Origin of the sequence: Pelagicoccus sp. SDUM812002 (assembly GCF_031127835.1) — a bacterium.
In the GTDB taxonomy this organism is placed as follows: Bacteria; Verrucomicrobiota; Verrucomicrobiia; order Opitutales; family Opitutaceae; genus Pelagicoccus.
In genome coordinates, this window is record NZ_JARXHX010000024.1 from 31,111 (window position 1) to 48,143 (window position 17,033).

General features: G+C 52.7%; 15 protein-coding genes. 7 read left to right on the top strand and 8 right to left on the bottom strand.

Annotated features, from left to right (window positions below):
• Window positions 1-13: 13 nt before the first annotated feature.
• On the bottom strand, window positions 14-2,815 hold the full coding sequence (locus QEH53_RS21360; RefSeq protein WP_309025261.1) for a TonB-dependent receptor plug domain-containing protein: 2,802 nt from the start codon (window positions 2,813-2,815) through the stop codon (window positions 14-16).
• A gap of 221 nt (window positions 2,816-3,036) precedes the next feature.
• On the bottom strand, window positions 3,037-5,478 hold the full coding sequence (locus QEH53_RS21365; protein ID WP_309025262.1) for a hypothetical protein: 2,442 nt from the start codon (window positions 5,476-5,478) through the stop codon (window positions 3,037-3,039).
• A gap of 559 nt (window positions 5,479-6,037) precedes the next feature.
• Here QEH53_RS21365 and QEH53_RS21370 point away from each other — a divergent pair.
• From QEH53_RS21370 to QEH53_RS21385, 4 genes are all read left to right on the top strand, one after another.
• Window positions 6,038-7,021: a DUF4097 family beta strand repeat-containing protein gene (locus tag QEH53_RS21370; RefSeq protein ID WP_309025263.1), complete on the top strand. Its 984-nt coding sequence runs from the start codon at window positions 6,038-6,040 to the stop codon at window positions 7,019-7,021.
• 185 nt (window positions 7,022-7,206) lie between these two features.
• Window positions 7,207-7,941 (top strand): pseudouridine synthase, encoded by a 735-nt coding sequence (locus QEH53_RS21375; protein ID WP_309025264.1) that lies wholly within the window; start codon window positions 7,207-7,209, stop codon window positions 7,939-7,941.
• 7 nt (window positions 7,942-7,948) lie between these two features.
• Entirely contained in the window at window positions 7,949-8,647 is a 699-nt protein-coding gene (locus QEH53_RS21380; protein ID WP_309025265.1) for an HAD family hydrolase, read from the top strand.
• A 24-nt stretch (window positions 8,648-8,671) separates the two neighbouring features.
• Window positions 8,672-10,288: a family 20 glycosylhydrolase gene (locus tag QEH53_RS21385; RefSeq protein WP_309025266.1), complete on the top strand. Its 1,617-nt coding sequence runs from the start codon at window positions 8,672-8,674 to the stop codon at window positions 10,286-10,288.
• Here the strand turns inward: QEH53_RS21385 and QEH53_RS21390 are convergent.
• From QEH53_RS21390 to QEH53_RS21400, 3 genes are all read right to left on the bottom strand, one after another.
• Window positions 10,285-10,731, bottom strand: coding sequence for a peroxiredoxin (locus QEH53_RS21390; RefSeq protein ID WP_309025267.1), 447 nt, complete (start codon window positions 10,729-10,731; stop codon window positions 10,285-10,287). The two genes, QEH53_RS21385 and QEH53_RS21390, sit on opposite strands and share 4 nt — an antisense overlap.
• Before the next feature lie 160 nt (window positions 10,732-10,891).
• On the bottom strand, window positions 10,892-11,401 hold the full coding sequence (locus tag QEH53_RS21395) for a glycine zipper domain-containing protein (RefSeq protein ID WP_309025268.1): 510 nt from the start codon (window positions 11,399-11,401) through the stop codon (window positions 10,892-10,894).
• A gap of 55 nt (window positions 11,402-11,456) precedes the next feature.
• Window positions 11,457-12,032 (bottom strand): hypothetical protein, encoded by a 576-nt coding sequence (locus QEH53_RS21400; RefSeq protein WP_309025269.1) that lies wholly within the window; start codon window positions 12,030-12,032, stop codon window positions 11,457-11,459.
• Window positions 12,033-12,555: 523 nt separating this feature from the next.
• Here QEH53_RS21400 and QEH53_RS21405 point away from each other — a divergent pair.
• A complete protein-coding gene (locus QEH53_RS21405) occupies window positions 12,556-12,969 on the top strand; it encodes a hypothetical protein (protein ID WP_309025270.1) in 414 nt (137 codons plus the stop codon).
• Here QEH53_RS21405 and xseA read toward each other — a convergent pair.
• Window positions 12,955-14,340 (bottom strand): exodeoxyribonuclease VII large subunit, encoded by a 1,386-nt coding sequence (gene xseA / locus QEH53_RS21410; RefSeq protein WP_309025271.1) that lies wholly within the window; start codon window positions 14,338-14,340, stop codon window positions 12,955-12,957. The two genes, QEH53_RS21405 and xseA, sit on opposite strands and share 15 nt — an antisense overlap.
• On the bottom strand, window positions 14,330-15,007 hold the full coding sequence (locus QEH53_RS21415; protein ID WP_309025272.1) for a hypothetical protein: 678 nt from the start codon (window positions 15,005-15,007) through the stop codon (window positions 14,330-14,332). The genes xseA and QEH53_RS21415 overlap by 11 nt, the downstream gene beginning before the upstream one ends.
• A 205-nt stretch (window positions 15,008-15,212) precedes the next feature.
• Here QEH53_RS21415 and QEH53_RS21420 point away from each other — a divergent pair, with 205 nt between their 5' ends.
• Complete coding sequence (locus tag QEH53_RS21420; RefSeq protein ID WP_309025273.1) at window positions 15,213-15,593, top strand: response regulator; 381 nt, start codon at window positions 15,213-15,215, stop codon at window positions 15,591-15,593.
• Between the two features lie 22 nt (window positions 15,594-15,615).
• Here QEH53_RS21420 and QEH53_RS21425 read toward each other — a convergent pair whose 3' ends face one another.
• The gene (locus tag QEH53_RS21425; protein WP_309025274.1) at window positions 15,616-15,825 is read right to left on the bottom strand and encodes a hypothetical protein; all 210 of its coding nucleotides are present in this window, start codon (window positions 15,823-15,825) and stop codon (window positions 15,616-15,618) included.
• 201 nt (window positions 15,826-16,026) lie between these two features.
• Here QEH53_RS21425 and QEH53_RS21430 point away from each other — a divergent pair, with 201 nt between their 5' ends.
• Window positions 16,027-16,986, top strand: a complete 960-nt coding sequence (locus tag QEH53_RS21430; protein ID WP_309025275.1) for a transglutaminase-like domain-containing protein — start codon at window positions 16,027-16,029, stop codon at window positions 16,984-16,986.
• Window positions 16,987-17,033: the final 47 nt, after the last annotated feature.

Sequence of the window (17,033 nt, forward strand, 5' to 3'; positions counted from 1 at the left end):
AGAGCGGCTGCAATCAAAAGTCCATACTGACACTGAGGCGAGCCGTTCTTGGAGCGGGAAAATAGAACCCGTTGAGGATAGGCTGACCTCCGCTGAGCCATGCTCCATCGTAGCTGCTCGCGACATAGTCCGAATCATCCAAAATATTGTCTACGTTGAGGGCGATTCGCGTAGGAGTCTCAAAGAACTGCGTTTCGTACGCGAGCACCATGTTGGCGGACACGCGCTCGTCCATGAAACGAGCCTCATCCAAAACCTCTCCCACGTACTGCTCGCCGACGAATGTCGCTCCACCACCCAGCGAAAATCCACCAAAAGGTCCATCTCGGAAAGTGTAATGCACAAAAACGTTAGCGGTGTAATCGACGAGTCCGACCTTGGTCTTCCCTTCCGCGTTCTGATCGAGCAAGTTCTGACCATTCGTCAAGGCGTTCAACAATTCCGAGGCCTCGCTCGAGCCACCGGAAGTCGCTGCGTTCCAGGTATTGTAGTTATTAGACCAATACACACGTTGACCTGCCATTGCCTCCACTATTTCCGAATCTGGTTTGGCAAAGCCCGCTTGCAAACGAAGTCCTTCGATGGGATTCGCAACAATCTCGAACTCGTATCCACTCACCTCGAGCGATTCCACGTCGTCGAAGCTTAGGGCGATATTCTCCTCGACCGGATCAATGCCAGTCGCGTCGTAGTAGCGCTGCCATATCTGGGCCAAGCCAATCTTCGCTCCGGTGATACGACCCTCCGACTTACTCTCGTAGCGGCTGAGGGTAGCATAGTAATTGTGGTCGTCCGTTGAGATGCGTATCCCGAAGTCTGTCCCTTCTCCTTCCGCTGCTTCATGTGACGAGCCATCTAGTTTCGGAGCCCGCCCCGGGCCGATGGGGTCGAAGTTCGTAGCAAAATTTCCGAAAACGCCGATCGGTCCCATATAGTAGACCGCGCCCGCTGAATACGATGTGCCATCCGCCGTGTGGCTCGTTTGGAAGTCGGTGTTAACGCCCATACGTTCATAATCGTATTCGTCATAGCGGGCGCCGAGCATGACGTTCAACCGATCCTCCCAAAGCCGGGTCTGGGAAACGAAGGCTCCGTTGCGCAACTCGTAAGTCTCGTCAAAATCGAACCAATCGATCGACAGGGGAGCATAGTCGACCGCCTGACCGTTGATCTCGTCCGGCAGCGCCACTGCAGCATTCGGCGAATCCTCGTACAGTCGAACCCATACCATGTTCTCCGCCCAGTTTTCTGGATCGTCATCGATCACTTGGGCGTGGTTCTGGCGGGCAGACCACTCGATCTCCTGAGCCCCACCGCCCAGCGAGAAAACTTGTTCAAACGGAATTTCGCCGATGCGGCCATCAAACCTGTAAGTCGCCAACGCCCTCACCTCCGATACTGTTCTCTCCTGCGTCTGACGACTCGCGAAGAAGTCGCCGTAACGCTTGCCGAAGTTTGGGTTGGCCTGGCCATTCGGCAGTTGGCTATTTAGGTCCGTGCCAAAAAATTGAATCGACTCGTAATTCTGGGCTGTATTTCCGTCCTCGTACCTGTATCCAGAAAGTGATACTTCAAATTGATCTGTGAAACGATGATCGAGCCAAAGCGTTCCCACATCAAACTCGGGCTTGGAAATCGAGTCCGCCGCGCTGATGGTCCAATCCCCGCTGGGGAGCACTGGAATACGAGAGGTATCTGGATGTGGAACTGGCTGCCAAGTAGCCTTCATTTCTGATGGGTAGAAGGTTTCGGTGGGAGCGACTGGGAGATAGGTCCCTTGGGAGCTGTACCCTTGTACCCAGTTTTGCAGGCCGAGCTCGCCTTGCCCAGCTATCCAAAGGTTGTAGTTTTCACCACCCCAAGGATGCATGGTCCGCACACCCGGAGCCCCATCCGTGAATTGCGGGTCAGCTGTATCCAAAATATTCCCCCACGTCTCAGAAAAGGTTTCCTCGTCCCAAAGAGATACTGCGTCCGAAAAAGTATTCGAAATTATCGTACGCTCGGACTCGCTGTGCTCGAACTCACCGCGGATCGTCGTCTTTTCGCTCAGGGAGACCGTAGCGGACAAGGTCACCGCATCGGTATCGTTACTATCGTTTTCGCGCCAACCGCGATTACGGTCACGCAACCAATTGAGACGCACCGCGCTTCCCTCGCCAAAGTGCATATTTCCATCGAACGAAACTCGTAGCGAGCCATGCTCGTCCACCTGTACCGTCGGTGTGAAAAAATCCTTGTCGATATGTGGAACTTTTGAATACGTGCTTAAAACACCGCCGACGGAACCAACTCCGAACAAAATGGCGTTCGGCCCTCGGTCAAACTCCATCCGCTCGACGTTGTAGGAGTCAGCAACCTGATAGAAGGTGAAATAGTTGCGCGTCGGACCGCTGCCCCCTTGAAGGTTCTGCCCCGCTCCTCGAAAATTGTAATCCCAAGCGTTAAACGGGCTGCTCTTACCGGCAGTCGGGTCCGCTGGCGTAACATTGATCGTCCAACTTAGGGCATCACGGGCATTGTTAACCGCGACGTCCTTGAGGAACTCGCTCGTTAGCGAAGACATCGCCGAAGGCGTGAGACGAATGGGCGTGTTGATACGTCCCCCCGCGAGTGCGTCCACCGCGACATATCCTACATCCGTTTCCCCGGTGACCGTGAAAGAATCTAGGTTATAAACTTCCATCGGATCTCCTTGAGGAGCATCGACTCGCGGAGGGACGTCCGGATCGTTTTGAGCAGAGAGGTTAAGAGACGGGACAAGCGCGAGTGAAACAGTCAACGCCATCCCCCGCAGGCAGGGTATGTTTTTCATGTTTGTAGTGGTTTGAATTTACCGGTGCGTTGCCTGGGAGAAGGAGCCTTCGCTGAAACGAATAACACCTGAGCATCCCCAGACGCACTACCCCTATCCCGTGTTCCAGAAAATTACATGAACCGCAGTGCTCCCCTCTGAGACCTACGGGCAGACACGCAAAGAGGGCACAGTCTCCAAACCGCACCCTCCATGATAAACCACTAAATGTCCGAAAATCGCTAGTCCAGTACCTCGACAACGCTGCTGGAGAGAGCGCCGTCTCGCTGCGAACCGATCGACAGACCAATCATAGGATGAGAGCCCAGAGAAAGATCTAATTCTTCGACCAATCGCCACTGCCCACCGTTATCGGCGACGTAGAGCCTAATGGTCTCTTTCACTCGATCAAGGCGCAGCTGAGGGTAAGAGCCAGCAGTGCCCTTTTTAGACTCAATGACCTCGGATCGATGCGATGGTCGAACCAAAGTTTCGAAACCTCCATACCCACACAAAACAACAGACGCGTGAGCGGCATCAGGGCTCAGACTCTCACGGACCATCAACCCCACTCGACTCCAATCATCGTCAGCAACATATTCGTAAAGCGCTACCCGCAAACTAAAGTCACTGACAGCCGGCACCCAGGAATAGCGCAACGCGTCTTTGTAAGTTTCGTAGCCGAGGCCAGATGCGCTGAAATAGTAGAGTCCCGAATCGTCGTGCAGAAATTTGCCCTCATCGGACATTTCGCCCACTATCGAGGATACCGCAGTCTGCCCCAAAATTGCCAGCCCTGCCGGCTTCACTACCTCAGGATCGAGTGGACCATCAGCCTCCTCCCCATACAGCACTTCAAAACGGCAACGAGACAAGCGTCCGTCGTACTGAGAACCTATGGCCAGGCCGGCATCGAACGATTCTCCAAGCTGAATCTGAGTTTCAATGACTAATGACCACGCTTCACCATCAGTCGAGGTGTAGCCTTTAACCAAGTTCCCCGTCTTCGAGATTCTCAAATACCCGACTTCGGGCGCTGTACTGAACCTCGATTCCACGACTTGCGCTCCATCCGTCTTTCTAACGAGCGTTTCGAACTTGCCAAAACCATTCACGACGACCGAAAGGTGGGCGGCACTTTGCTCAACGCTTGAACGGATCATGATACCAGCTCGACCCCAAGTTGAATCTAGCCTTAAGTCGCTAAGTCTGACTGAGAAGTCTACATCTCCCGAGACGGTCACTTTTGAGAATCTTAGCTCGTCATCGAATCGCTCGTAACCAACTCCCGATGCTTCGAGGAAATGAACTCCACGATTCGCATCATAGGAATAAGAACCAACTTCCTCGAGATCACCGATTATGTGCTCTTCGATTGGTTTTCCAAGAAGGTAGGGCCACTTAGCTGAATACTTGCTGAACGTATTCAAATCCGATTCTTGCACCTCGACGAGGGCCGCCGAAAGTCGCCCATCGATTTGGGAGCCAATCGAGATCCCGACGTGAACTCGCCCGCTCAATTCGTTGCTTGGTCCAGACACAGGTTCCCAAACCTGGCCGTCGAGCGAGTAGCTCAGATGGACGTAGCCATCTCGCCGTTCTACACCGAAATACACACTCCCGCTAGCAGCCGTCTGACGGGTTTCCGCGACCTTCATACCCTTAGCTAGTCGGGAAAGCCTCTCAATGTATCCATCACCAGTCATAACAACTGACTCGTGTCTCGCGTCTTGCTCGAGACTTTCCCTTACCATGAGCCCGACTCGGGCCCATCTGTCATCACCCTCAAATGCATGCACTTTAACTCGCAGGACGAAGTCACCGTCAGCCTCTACCTGCGTGAAGCGCAACTCGTCTAAATACTGTTCGTATCCCGCACCGGAAGCTGAAACTACGAAGGATCTAGCTCCGACGTCAAAGACGCTTTCACCTAAAACCGACATTTCTCCGATGACCGTCGATTCCGGTTCATTCGGAATACGAAGTTCCGCATCTTCGTCCCCAACCAGCACATCCGCTACATCGCTGTATTCAGAGGCTCCGTACGCATTAAACGACTGGACCCGGTAGTAGTAGCGATTTCCTGTACTAACTGCGTCATCTAGAAAAGTCGCCTCATTTGCAGCAGACTCACCGATTTCAGTGAAATTAATACCATCATCAGATCTCTCGATCCAAAACCCATCCTCGTTGTGCGAGCGATCGTCCCAAGAAAGTTTCAAAGTTCGAAGACCAACGCTTTCCTCGCTAATCAAAATTTCGGCAACATCGCTGTATTCGGATGTCCCATACACGTTGTGCGACTGAACTCTGTAAAAGTAACGGTTCCCTGGCACGACCGAGTTATCCAGAAAAGTCGACTCGTTCGCAGCTGCCTCTCCTATTTCAACGAAATGAGTGCCATCGACGGATCTCTCGACCCAGAACCCGTCCTCGTTGTGCGAACTATCTACCCAAGAGAGCTCCAATGTCTCTGCTTTCGCACTGTGAAATGCACTAAATGCAAGAGAGGCAACTAGTAATCCGATCAGAATCCCACCCTTTTTCGACCGCGCTTGCGGGGCATTCTCGGAGCCAATCGAAATAATCGAAATTCGATCATTTCGTAACCATTTTTCTAATACATTCTCCACAAAAACGCCTTTCAGAATTGAATAATTAATAGCCATCTGAAACGCCTTCACGGCTCCGCCCTTGACCAGTAATTCTCAATTAATCCCACTTTTACAAAGTGGCGTTTTTCGGGCATAAGGTTCATCCCGTTAGACCCACCCCTTTCTGACTGAGATTTCGCCCCGTAACATTCCCTAGATGACATGAGGGACAAAGGACATTCGCATCATCCAATTTCCCTTTCTGGAAAATCACCTAAAGAGATCCAAATACTGAATACCGCAATATCCCTCCGATTTGGTGCAGAATGACCGAAAAGTACGAAAACTCTAAATTTCGGTAATGAAGCCCATTCTTAAATTGTCCTCACCACCACGTAGGAAGAATCGGACGAGTGCTCAGGCTAACATCCCCAGATTCGTCTCCGAGCGGGCCTCAGTTAACAATGCCCCACTATCCCCAGAACCCCTTGAACGGATCATGAAATTCGAACGGTCAACGGCCCCCTACTCTTTTATCGAATGAAGCGATTTTCTGGGAACGCTCCTCGAGAGAAGCATTTTCTCGAAGAAACTGGTAACCTTTTCGCAAGCACCGAGTAACTAGTGGGCAGAACCACCAATCTATCCCATGAACACGAAACGTATCTTGCAACCGCTCCTCACTATCGCCGCCGCATCGTTGGTATTCACTACGACAGCTTTCACAGCAGACGAAGTCCAAAACCACCAGCTCGACGGCATCAAAAAAGTCAGCTTCTACATCTCGAAGTCGAACGTTACCCTAATAGGCTCCGACCGTACGGACCTCGAACTCACCCTTGAGAAACCGCTCACCGGATTCGACCCCGATAAGATCACCCAAACGACGAGCCAGCAGGGCGACACGCTTGTTATAAAAATTGAATACGACAAGGAGCCGAGCTCATGGTTTTCCTGGGGAGACGGGGTTAAAGGATACAAAGAAGCAACGCTGCTCGTACCTTCCTCCCTCCTAGCCGAAATCAGGACCTCGGGCGGAAACGTTTCGGCTGAAGCCATGTCAGCCTCGCTCAGCCTCAAAACGTCTGGAGGCAATATCACAGCTGCAGACATATCGGCTCCCTTGGACATAAAGACCTCGGGCGGAAACATCCGTCTTAAGCAAATCAAGGGCGATACCAATGCTCATACCTCAGGCGGAAACATCAGCGTGGAAGGCCTAGTAGGAAAGGTGGATCTGCATACCTCAGGTGGAAATATGGATATCTCAGGAGAGATTTCCGCACTCACCGCCCACACCTCAGGTGGGCACATCAACGCCGACATTAAATCAGCCCTAATCGAACCTTTGGAGCTCAAGACCTCAGGAGGCAACGTCAACGCCATCCTCTTCGCGGGTATGAAAGCGCCCGCCTCGCTCAGTACTTCCGGCGGAAGCGTCAGTATCTCTCTCCCTCGCGACCAAGCATTCCAGATCTACGCCAAGTCCAATGGCGGAGACGTCTCACTCAACCACGGAGGAAGCTTCCAAGGCAGTCTCGACAAGAAAAAGATAGAAGGTGACGTCAACGGAGGTGGCCCCCTTGTGAAAATGACCACCAACGGCGGTCGCGTTAACATCAAAGAGATCTAGGCCGATCCGCCGGATCCTAGCATCACATCCCTAAACCAATTTATCGTTTTTAGTACGGTCAAAAATAGTCATCGCTGAGTGCAGCTCAGCTGATGGTAGGAGGGAAGCCCGCATCAAACGATGCGGGCTTTTTCTAATTTCATACGTGAAAATTTGTGCCATTCGTGGGAGACCGTCCCTCGCAAATGCTCGACTTCTCACACAATCCCGAACCGCCTCTCGAAATTCTGTATCGAGACGATCGCTTCATCGCTATCCACAAGCCCTCGGGCCTACTCGTGCACCGCAGCCCCATCGACAGGCGCGAAACTCGCTTCGCTATACAAATCTTGCGCGACCAAATCGGTCAGCATGTCTACCCCGCCCACCGCATAGACCGCCCAACCTCCGGAATTCTCATGTTTGGGCTCGACCAAGCCGCTGGCTCAGCTCTCTCCATCCTCTTTCAAGAGAGGAAAGTCCAGAAGACCTACCTCGCCGTCGTTCGCGGCCACCTTCCTGAAATTGGCATTATCGATTCTCGACTAAACAAATATGAGGACCAAGACGGCCATATCAAAAGCTCCGAAACCCAAGAGGCAGAGACCACCTACAAACGCCTCGGCACCACCGTGCATCCGTATCCGACTGAGCGATACGACACAACTCGCTATTCTCTCGTCGAGCTATACCCCCGCACCGGCCGCCGCCACCAAATCCGTCGTCATCTCGCCCACATCCGCCACCCCATCATAGGCGATGTCCGGCACGGCTGCAACAAGGCCAACAAACTAGCTCGCGCTAACTTCGAAATCCACCGCCTTCTTCTCGCTGCCACCGGCATCGAATTCCCCCACCCATTCGAAGTGAAAACTGTCACAATCCACTGTCCCCTCGAAGAGAGCTTTCAATCCGCCCTTCGAAAGACCAAACTCGCTTGAACTGGATATGAGCAAAACGACCACTATTGCCTTCGATGCCGACGACACTCTTTGGCATAACGAGAACCTCTTCGAGGAACACCACCGCAAATACTGCCAGCTCCTTTCCGAGTATCACGATGCGGAAACCGTAGAGAGCACTCTCTTTCGCACCGAGATGCGAAACCTTGAACTCTACGGATACGGAGTCAAAAGCTTCACCCTCTCCAGCATCGAAACTGCCATCAAGCTCACCGATGGTGCCATACCCTCCGATGAACTACGCCGCATTATCGACTTCGGGAAAGACATGCTCGCCCACCCGGTCGAACTTCTCGAAGGAGTCACCGAAGTGATCGAAACGTTAAGCACCGCCCACGACCTCATACTCATCACCAAAGGTGATCTTCGCGACCAAGAACGCAAAATCGCGAAGTCTGGGCTGTCCCAGTTCTTCAGGCATTTGGAGGTCGTTTCAGATAAAAAGTCAGAGGACTACAGTCGCATTTTTCGCCAACATCAGATCGATCCAAGGAATCTCGTCATGGTAGGAAACTCGCTTAAATCGGACATTTTACCCGTCCTCGAACTCGGCGGTACAGGAATCCATATCCCTTACCAGCTGACTTGGGAGCACGAACGTGTCGCATCCGCCCCCAACCAGAGCACAAATTTCTACGAACTCGAATCCATAAAACAACTACCCGAGCTTATCGCCACCCTGTAGAAGATTCTGCATTCGCTAAAACCCATGCTGCTGCTCCCCTCACCTAAATCGCTCACCTTTACAGACGGCAACGTGTCAATTCCGACACCAGTGGCAGCGACTACCCTGACACCATTTGCTCCAAGAAACGGATACACTCTGTCCATCACTTCCGAAGGCATCCGAATCGACGCAGCCGATGAAGCCTCCGCTTTTTACGCCCGAACCACACTCCAGCAAATCCTCACCCAATTTCCCAGCAGCCATGTACCCTGCCTGGAAATCGAAGACTGGCCCGACCTCGAGGTTCGCGGCTACATGCTAGACATCTCCCGCTGCAAAGTCCCCACCCAAAAGTCTCTCTTCGAGCTGATCGACCTTCTCGCTTCTCTCAAATACAATCAGATCCAGCTCTACACCGAGCACACCTTCGCCTACCGAGACCACCATCGAGTCTGGCAAGAGGCCTCGCCCCTCTCTCCGACCGATATCAAGGAGCTGGACGCCTATTGTGCCAAACGCTTCATCGAGCTCGTACCTAACCAAAACAGCTTTGGCCATATGGAGCGTTGGCTGCGACACCCAGCCTACCACCACCTCGCTGAAAGCCCCGGCGGATTCGAACACCCCATCTCGGGTTGGAAGCCATTTGGTAGCACTCTAAAACCTAACGCCGAATCCGCTGAATTCGTAGATAGACTCTTCTCCGAGCTTCTCCCAAATTTCAGAAGCCGCCAGCTAAACGTCGGTGGCGACGAACCATGGGAACTGGGCCAAGGATTCTCGAAATCCGAAGTTACGAAACGCGGAAAGACACGGCTCTACCTCGATCACCTTCTTCGTATCCAAAGTAAAGTACATGCGCATGGGTGCACCATGCAATTCTGGGGAGATATCATCATCAACCAACCCGAACTCGCCAGCGAGCTGGGTCCAGATGTAACCGCTCTTCTCTGGGGCTATGAAGTCGATCACCCATTCACCGAGCACTGCCAAGCCATGCAGGCCGCAGGGGCCAAGTTTCTCGTAGTTCCCGGCACTTCAAGCTGGAACAGCATTGGCGGACGCCTCTACACCGCATTGCCCAATATCGACCAAGCCGCAGATAACGCAAAACGGTTCTCCGCGAAAGGACTCCTACTTACCGACTGGGGGGATAATGGCCACCAACAATCCCACCTACTCAGCATTCCCCCGATTCTCCAGGCGGCAGAAAAGTCGTGGAACACCGACTCTCCATCCGTTTCAATCAAGGAAGCTGCCATGCAACTCATTCCCACTCCGCTATCGGAATCTGAATACGAAACGATTTTTCAACTGAGCTCCATAGCGGGAAGCTTTTCGAAATACCTGCACAACCAAAGCTGGCTCAGCAAGATCCTCTTTGCTCGCGGCGAACAATTCGCAGAGACAGCTCAGCAGTTAAGAAACGATGAGGTCGACCAAGCAAAAAATCGCTTAGCATCCTTCGAGACTAACGGCGAGCTCGAACTCGCTCGAAAGTTCCTCCTGTACGCTGCCCAAAAGGGTTCCTCTTTGTTGAACCAGAAGACGCCCGACTCAATTCCTCCCGAATACCTCGAAGCGTTCAGCAAGTTCTGGCTTGCCCGAAATAGACCCGGGGGACTCGAAGAAAGCCTCTCGCACTTTCCGACAAACTAGGGCTTCAAAGCCTTGAGGACCGCACTAACGTGGGTTTCGGCTCCTAGCAGCTCATCGTGCACCGCAGCGATTTTCTGCACTTCATCGATTAGGTAAGTGATTCGCTTGTTTACCCCGAGCAGCGGGATACGAGCCTTGAAGGATTTGGCCACTGAGCCATCTTCATCAGCGAGCAGCTCAAATGGGAGTTTATACTCTTCCTTGAACCGTCGGTGCGTATCCAATTTATCGCGACTCACGCCGAACACAGGAATATCTAGTTCTCTCAAATGGGTAAATTGGTCCCTGAACGTACAGGTCTGCTTGGTGCAAACTGAAGTAAAGTCCTTGGGGTAAAAGTAGAGCACAAAAGCACGCCCTTTGAAATCTGAGAGGGAGACAAAACTTCCTCCTGTGCTTTCTAGCCGAAAATCCGGAACGCTGTCTCCTATTCTTAGTGCCATGTATCCGGATTATAACGAATAATCGCGCCAAACGGTTTCTGATATTTGCGGAACAATACCGTTTCCAACGGAAACGAAAAAGCGGAGACTGGCCGAAACCGGTCTCCGCTTGTCTCGGAGGCTAGCAGCTCCCAATCACACAGTTGCTCTCGGATTACCTTCAGTATATGCCGTCGGTCTGGTAGTGGGCGTGCGAAACATTGGCTTCGCCAGAGGGTGTGTGCGTTACGCTCACACGGTCTCCTTCTACAAATCCGATATCCTTGGGTTCCTGGACGACGACCACCGTGTGCCCGTCATCCAAATCTACCGTCAGTTCCTGAGCTACCTTTTTGCTAAGCTCTTTCTCTATCATTCCTCCAACGATGCCGCCAACTACAGCCCCACCTGCAGCTGCCAGAGTCCGTCCGGTTCCTTTGCCAGCAGTCTGTCCCACTGCTGAACCTACGATCGCTCCACCGGTGCGGCCGAGATATCCAGCCTCACCTTCGATAACGACCGATCGCGTCGCCACGACGGTACCGCTGTTAACTTGCTGGATCTTTCCAGACGTCGTGCGAGGAACGGTTTGATAACCCTTCGAAGCACAACCCTGTAGAAACAGGGCGAGCATCAAGGCTATCGAAACCCGCGTCGTTAAACGCGTCGCTTTGGCGATGTTATTGTCCATCGCTTCACTACTACGAGAACAAGCGAGGTTCGGATTCAAGCAAGGCAAGCCGAAGCTACCACTCTACCGGTTCGAGCTCTTGCTCCTCCAGCTCGTCGCTGACAATGTAAGCATTAGTCTCGGGATCTACATATGGGTCCTCGTCCTCGTGAAAGACCCGAGAATTCCCCATGTGAGTCGTGTAAACATATACGGTTTCGGTATCTTCGAACGAGCGTTCGCCAAGCTCCTGGACTACTACCAACCGTTCGCCACTCTCCAATTCGATCGATAGCTCCTGACCTCTGCGCTCCGTGAGGCGCTTTTCGATCATTTGACCAACGACCGCTCCCACGGCTCCACCCACTGCGGCAGAACCCACCGTCTGCCTGAGATCGCGTTCGTCCTCAATGGGGCCTACTGCCGCAACTCCAATCGCCGTGCCAACCGCGCCGCCAAGAGTGGCGCCAGTTAAACTCGAGCGACCATCTATAACGACATCACGCGTGCCGACCACTTTCCCTTTCTCTAGCCTATGGGCCATTCCGGAGTGTCCTGCGGGAAAATGTACCGTGGGCCTCTTGCTTGTTGCACAGCCACTCATGACAACAAGCAGGGACAACGAAAGAGCGAGGATAGCCAAATTTTTCATATTGGGTAGGGAGGTAGGGTAACAGCGATAATCATTAGAGGAAATCTGCAGCTTTTAGTCAAGACTCGCGCAACCAACGCTAGCTTCACGCGTCTTAACAATTGATTAGTCAAAATATAATCAAACGCAGCGATCTACACCAAATCCGCTCCCAAAATGTTTACACATCAAAGACCTACGCTTAGATCTTCCTCCAATCGAATTAAACCTCACATGAACGACCCCCAATCTAAAAGACCCCTCTTCAATCCACCTCTGCAGATCTTTAACTTCTCGGATTCAAGCGAAAGCAGACCTAGGCAGCCCGCTAGTTTTCAGCGGCCTCAATTGCAACGTCTCGTACGCCACGATCGTGTGGCCCGCTATTTCACACGACGCGGGCTATCCTTCGGTTCTCCCCTTGACTGAGCTCAGAATTTAAACCTAGCTTTTTTTCGACCGGAGCTTACCGCTCCGGTTTTCTTTTTGCCCCTCCCAAGGCCCTACAACAACCAAGTCCTTTTTCATCGGCATCCCAAAACTCATGAATTACGAAATCAAGACTCAGCTCAGCATCTCGATCAAGAACACCCCCGGAGCGATCGCTACGCTGACTGACACCCTCGCGCACCACAATGTCAGTCTCAACGCTCTGTCAATAGCCGAAGGTACCGATGAAGGTCGCTTCCGCTTTACCGCCTGCGACCCGGTCGCCGCCAAGCGTTCGCTGGAGTCATCCGGCCATGTGGTGGCGGTCGACGAAGTTCTTTCGATCCGCACGCAAGACAGCAAAGGCAAGCTTGCCTTTCTCACTAAGGCGCTATCCGAGGGGGGTATAAACATCGACTACATGTACGCCAGCGTCGACGAAGAGGGAGCTGGATCTCGCCTCATCCTGAAGGTTTCGAACATTCATCTGGCCACCCGCATCCTCGACGAAATCTTAGTTGCCGCCTGATTCGCCTTGGTCGAGTTCCACCTCATCCACGGAAAGCGCCAGACGTCCATCTCTCAAGGTAGCCGCAATCTTCGAGCCCTTTTTAGCATCGCTCGCAGAGCCCAAAGGCGCACCCGACTCATCTCGCAAGATCGCATAGCCACGCTTCAAAGTCGCCTCTGGACTGATAGCTCTCAAGGTCGCACCCGCAACGTCCAATCGAGAACGCAGAGAAACCACCCTCTCAACCAAACTGCGATCCAAGCGGCGACCCACGCGGTCAAGCCGCTCCCTCAAGCGCGAAATACGATTCGCTACATCCTGGTCCCTCAAACGGCGCTCCAAACCACGCAAGTCGTTTCTCCGGTCGTAGACTGCCGAACGAAAAGCCGAACCGAAGCGGGTATTCAACTCGTCTAAACGCAAAAAAGCCCGTTCCAAAGCGGAGATCGGAGAGACCGATTTGAGAGCCCTCCCCAACCGCTCCAATTCTCTGCGGTGTTCTGCTAACACATCCACTAAGGAGTCGTGTAAACCATGACGCGCGACCTCGAGACGATCCATCGTTTCGATGTAAGCGCTGCTGATAATCTCCGCCGCCGCAGAGGGCGTCTCCGCTCTTACATCCGCTGCAAAGTCTCCCAAGGTAAAATCGATTTCATGCCCGACACCCGAAATCACAGGTATCGAGCTATCGGATACTGCACGAGCCACTCGCTCTTCGTTGAAAGCCCACAGGTCTTCGATACTGCCCCCGCCGCGAGCGATCACTAGCAGCTCGTAGCCTCCCAGCTCGTTGACAAAACGAATCGCATTCTCGATCTCCTGAGAGGAGCCCGATCCTTGCACCTTTACCGGGAACACGTGCAGGCATCCTCCCCAGTTGCGACGCTTCAGGATTCGGATGAAATCCTGCAATGCCGCTCCCGTTGGCGAGGTCACAATCGCGACCTTCAACGGCAGAAGCGGCAACGGCTTCTTCCTCTCAGAATCGAAGAGTCCCTCCTCTGCCAGCTTCCGCTTCAACCGCTCGAATTCCTTGAACAGCCTTCCTTCTCCGCTCTCCTGCATTTCCCGCACTACCAGCTGATACTTGCCATGCGGTTCGTAGACGCTTATCTCGCCAAACGCGAGAACCTGCATTCCTTCCTTGGGAATGAATCCAAGCCGCGATGCCTGCCCGCGAAACATTACCGCCGGCACTTGAGCACCGGGATCCTTAAGCGAGAAATAAAGATGTCCCGAGCTCTGGCTACGCAGGTTGGAGATCTCCCCAATTACCCAAGCTGGAGGAATTCGTCCTTCCAAGGTTTTCTTGATGGCAGCCGTATACTTCGACACTGAGACGCGTGGCACGTCGTCGAACATGTCTTCGAGCTTATTAGTCGACATTTTCGATCGCTGCTTTCGCTTCCAACTTTCCCCGCCAATAGCGGAACGCCAAGGCGACTATCATTGCCAAAAATACGCCAACTATGGCGAAGCGAATATTTCCACTCATTATCGACTCACCCAATAACATCAGACTTGTGGATACAATCCAAATGATGGGCAAGGAAACCATCAAGTACTGCCCTAAAGGCATTCGTGCCAACCCGAGCAAGTAATTTTGTAACGGGAAAGGCATCCCAGGTGTAAGCCGCAACACCAAAGCAAACCCCAACATGCGACGGGCCGGAACCTCCGGAACCGAATATCCAACTCGATTAACCACACGTTCAAATAGCGGGCGAAACCATTTTCCGGATACAAACCATGAAATCACAACGTTGAAGGTCAAAGCGCTAGCGGTGCCAAAGATCGCCGTTTCGATCCCGAAAGCAGGTGCCAAAACCAAGAAAGGCGAAAGCGGCATCCAAAACAGCGGAAGCACTGCCATCAGGCTAAAGAAGACCCAAGGCCCCATCGCTGCGAGGGACTCGACCGTACGCATCAACTGCTCCCGATTCAAGAATTCCCGATGATGCCAAACTAGGGCCGCCGCAAGGGCTCCGGCTAACAACAGCCCGAAACCGAAAACTAACTTGAAGCGAAGCCGCGACATATCGAACCCGACCATCCACAGGGAGCTAGGGAAAGCAACTAAACTATCTCCAAGCTGAAGGCATCCAGCTACGCCTCATTCGTCCAACTTGAGCGCTCCGTATTCACCATGTGGTGACGTAAGGGTTTTCACGATTTTCCAACCTAAGCGTTTGCGCTAAATTTCAAACAATCTCAGCGTAAGGGCTTTACTTAACGAGTTTTTAACCGAACAAAACCCTATGCAATCCGCACCCAAGGGAGCAATCTTAATTATTGACGACGAAGAAGGTATCCGTGCCGTACTACAAGCGATCCTGAATAGCATCGATATCGAAACCCTCGAAGCCTCTGACGCAAAATCCGCTCTCTCGATACTCGCCGACAACAAGGACACTATCGCGGCATGCATGCTGGATATGAACCTCGAGGACAGCTACGGCGAGGATCTCTACGACAAACTTCGGTTGATCTCTCCTGATATCAAAGTCTTCGCCATGAGCGGCATCTTCGGCGAGGAAATCAAAGAGCGTCTCGGCGACCGACAAATCGCAGGTTTGATATCCAAACCCTTTTCGACCGCCCAGCTGATCGAAACCGTACAAGCCGGCCTCGAAGGTTAACGGGCCTTAATGGCCAGCGACGCTAAGCTACGGTATTAAGTACACGCCCAACCGAACCGCCCCGGAGCGGTTCGTTTTCGTGCAGAGCCGCCTCGCGAGGGTTAAAGTAAGCGCTCCTCTCAGCCGTTGACTGAAAAGCTGCTTCCTCTTCCTCACGTTCCTCTTTCTCGCGCTTCTCGCGCAAGATCGGGTAGTGCCGTTCTAAAATGTTTCTTGGATAGAGCTGTTCCATGCTCGTGATGTGTTCGTCAGAATCCTTTCTGGTCAGGAGCAGTTATTGCTCCCCACTACGTCTAACGGTGTCTACGACCTTCGCTTTAATCTGAAAGACTCATTTTTCACATTTTTAGCAAACGCTCATCCAAACGCTGACCGATCACGCAGGCATAAGCCTCACTTCCTACCCAAAGTTCCCTAGCTTATTCTTAAAGATTTGGAAGCTCTCCAGCCGCATATTAAAAATTTCTCGGTTTCCCTTTCCAAACCGGTTGCCAAGCCGGACTGTATCTCCAAACTCCGATTCGTGCTACCAATCGACATCACTCCAGAACGGCGTGAGGCATTCCGCTGCCTGCTAGACGACCCGAGCCCAGTCGTACAAAAAGCACTGGTCGAAGAGCTTACGAAAATGGGCACTCCAGCATGCAATTTCCTTGAGGAGATCGTTAGCAGCAGCAACCGAATGCTCGCCCTCCACGCAAAGCGTATCCTTGCAGAGGTCGAGAACGCCAATCCTAGCGAGGAGTTCCGCAAATTCATCCGATCCCAAAACTACGAGCTAGAGACAGGGATAATCATGCTATGCCGCGTGGCCTACCCTCAAGTGACCGCAGCAGAAATTTGCACGCAAATCGACTCCATCGCAGATCGTTGCCGCGAGCTCATCGCAAATCCGATATCACCGAGAGAACGTTGCGTGATGATAAATCGCGTCCTTTTCCACGAGTACGGATTTCGAGGAAACGCGGAAGATTACGAAAATCCGGACAATAGCTTCCTCAACAGGGTCCTCGAAACAAAGAAAGGTCTCCCTATCTCTTTGTCCATTCTCTACCTCCTCGTAGCCCAGAGGGTCGGAGCCGATCTCGACCCTATCGCCTACCCGGGACACTTTCTCGTTGGTTCCTTCGAAGAAGACCTCCCTTTCTATATAGACGCCTTCAAACGCGGACGATTCATCGCTCCCGGACAACTTCTCGACTATTCGAGCGGCTACCTCTCGGTATCCCAGCTCGGAAACCTTGCACCCAGTCCAATCAGAGAAGTCCTCACCCGCTGCTGCCAAAACCTCGCCAACCACTACGGGGCGGCAGGCCAAGAAGGTCAGGCAAACTTATTCGCCAGCTTCGTACGCGAATTCCAGAAAGTCCATACCACCTCGCCAAGCCAGTAATCTTGACTGAGAATTTTCTCGCCTGAGTAAAGCGGCACGCAACGATA

Coding starts and splice junctions, on each gene's coding strand:
- QEH53_RS21420 (WP_309025273.1), top strand. CDS start 15,213: ATGCAATCCGCACCCAAGGGAGCAATCTTAATTATTGACGACGAAGAA.
- QEH53_RS21370 (WP_309025263.1), top strand. CDS start 6,038: ATGAACACGAAACGTATCTTGCAACCGCTCCTCACTATCGCCGCCGCA.
- xseA (WP_309025271.1), bottom strand. CDS start 14,340: ATGTCGACTAATAAGCTCGAAGACATGTTCGACGACGTGCCACGCGTC.
- QEH53_RS21395 (WP_309025268.1), bottom strand. CDS start 11,401: ATGGACAATAACATCGCCAAAGCGACGCGTTTAACGACGCGGGTTTCG.
- QEH53_RS21400 (WP_309025269.1), bottom strand. CDS start 12,032: ATGAAAAATTTGGCTATCCTCGCTCTTTCGTTGTCCCTGCTTGTTGTC.
- QEH53_RS21380 (WP_309025265.1), top strand. CDS start 7,949: ATGAGCAAAACGACCACTATTGCCTTCGATGCCGACGACACTCTTTGG.
- QEH53_RS21390 (WP_309025267.1), bottom strand. CDS start 10,731: ATGGCACTAAGAATAGGAGACAGCGTTCCGGATTTTCGGCTAGAAAGC.
- QEH53_RS21405 (WP_309025270.1), top strand. CDS start 12,556: ATGAATTACGAAATCAAGACTCAGCTCAGCATCTCGATCAAGAACACC.
- QEH53_RS21360 (WP_309025261.1), bottom strand. CDS start 2,815: ATGAAAAACATACCCTGCCTGCGGGGGATGGCGTTGACTGTTTCACTC.
- QEH53_RS21375 (WP_309025264.1), top strand. CDS start 7,207: ATGCTCGACTTCTCACACAATCCCGAACCGCCTCTCGAAATTCTGTAT.
- QEH53_RS21385 (WP_309025266.1), top strand. CDS start 8,672: ATGCTGCTGCTCCCCTCACCTAAATCGCTCACCTTTACAGACGGCAAC.
- QEH53_RS21415 (WP_309025272.1), bottom strand. CDS start 15,007: ATGGTCGGGTTCGATATGTCGCGGCTTCGCTTCAAGTTAGTTTTCGGT.
- QEH53_RS21425 (WP_309025274.1), bottom strand. CDS start 15,825: ATGGAACAGCTCTATCCAAGAAACATTTTAGAACGGCACTACCCGATC.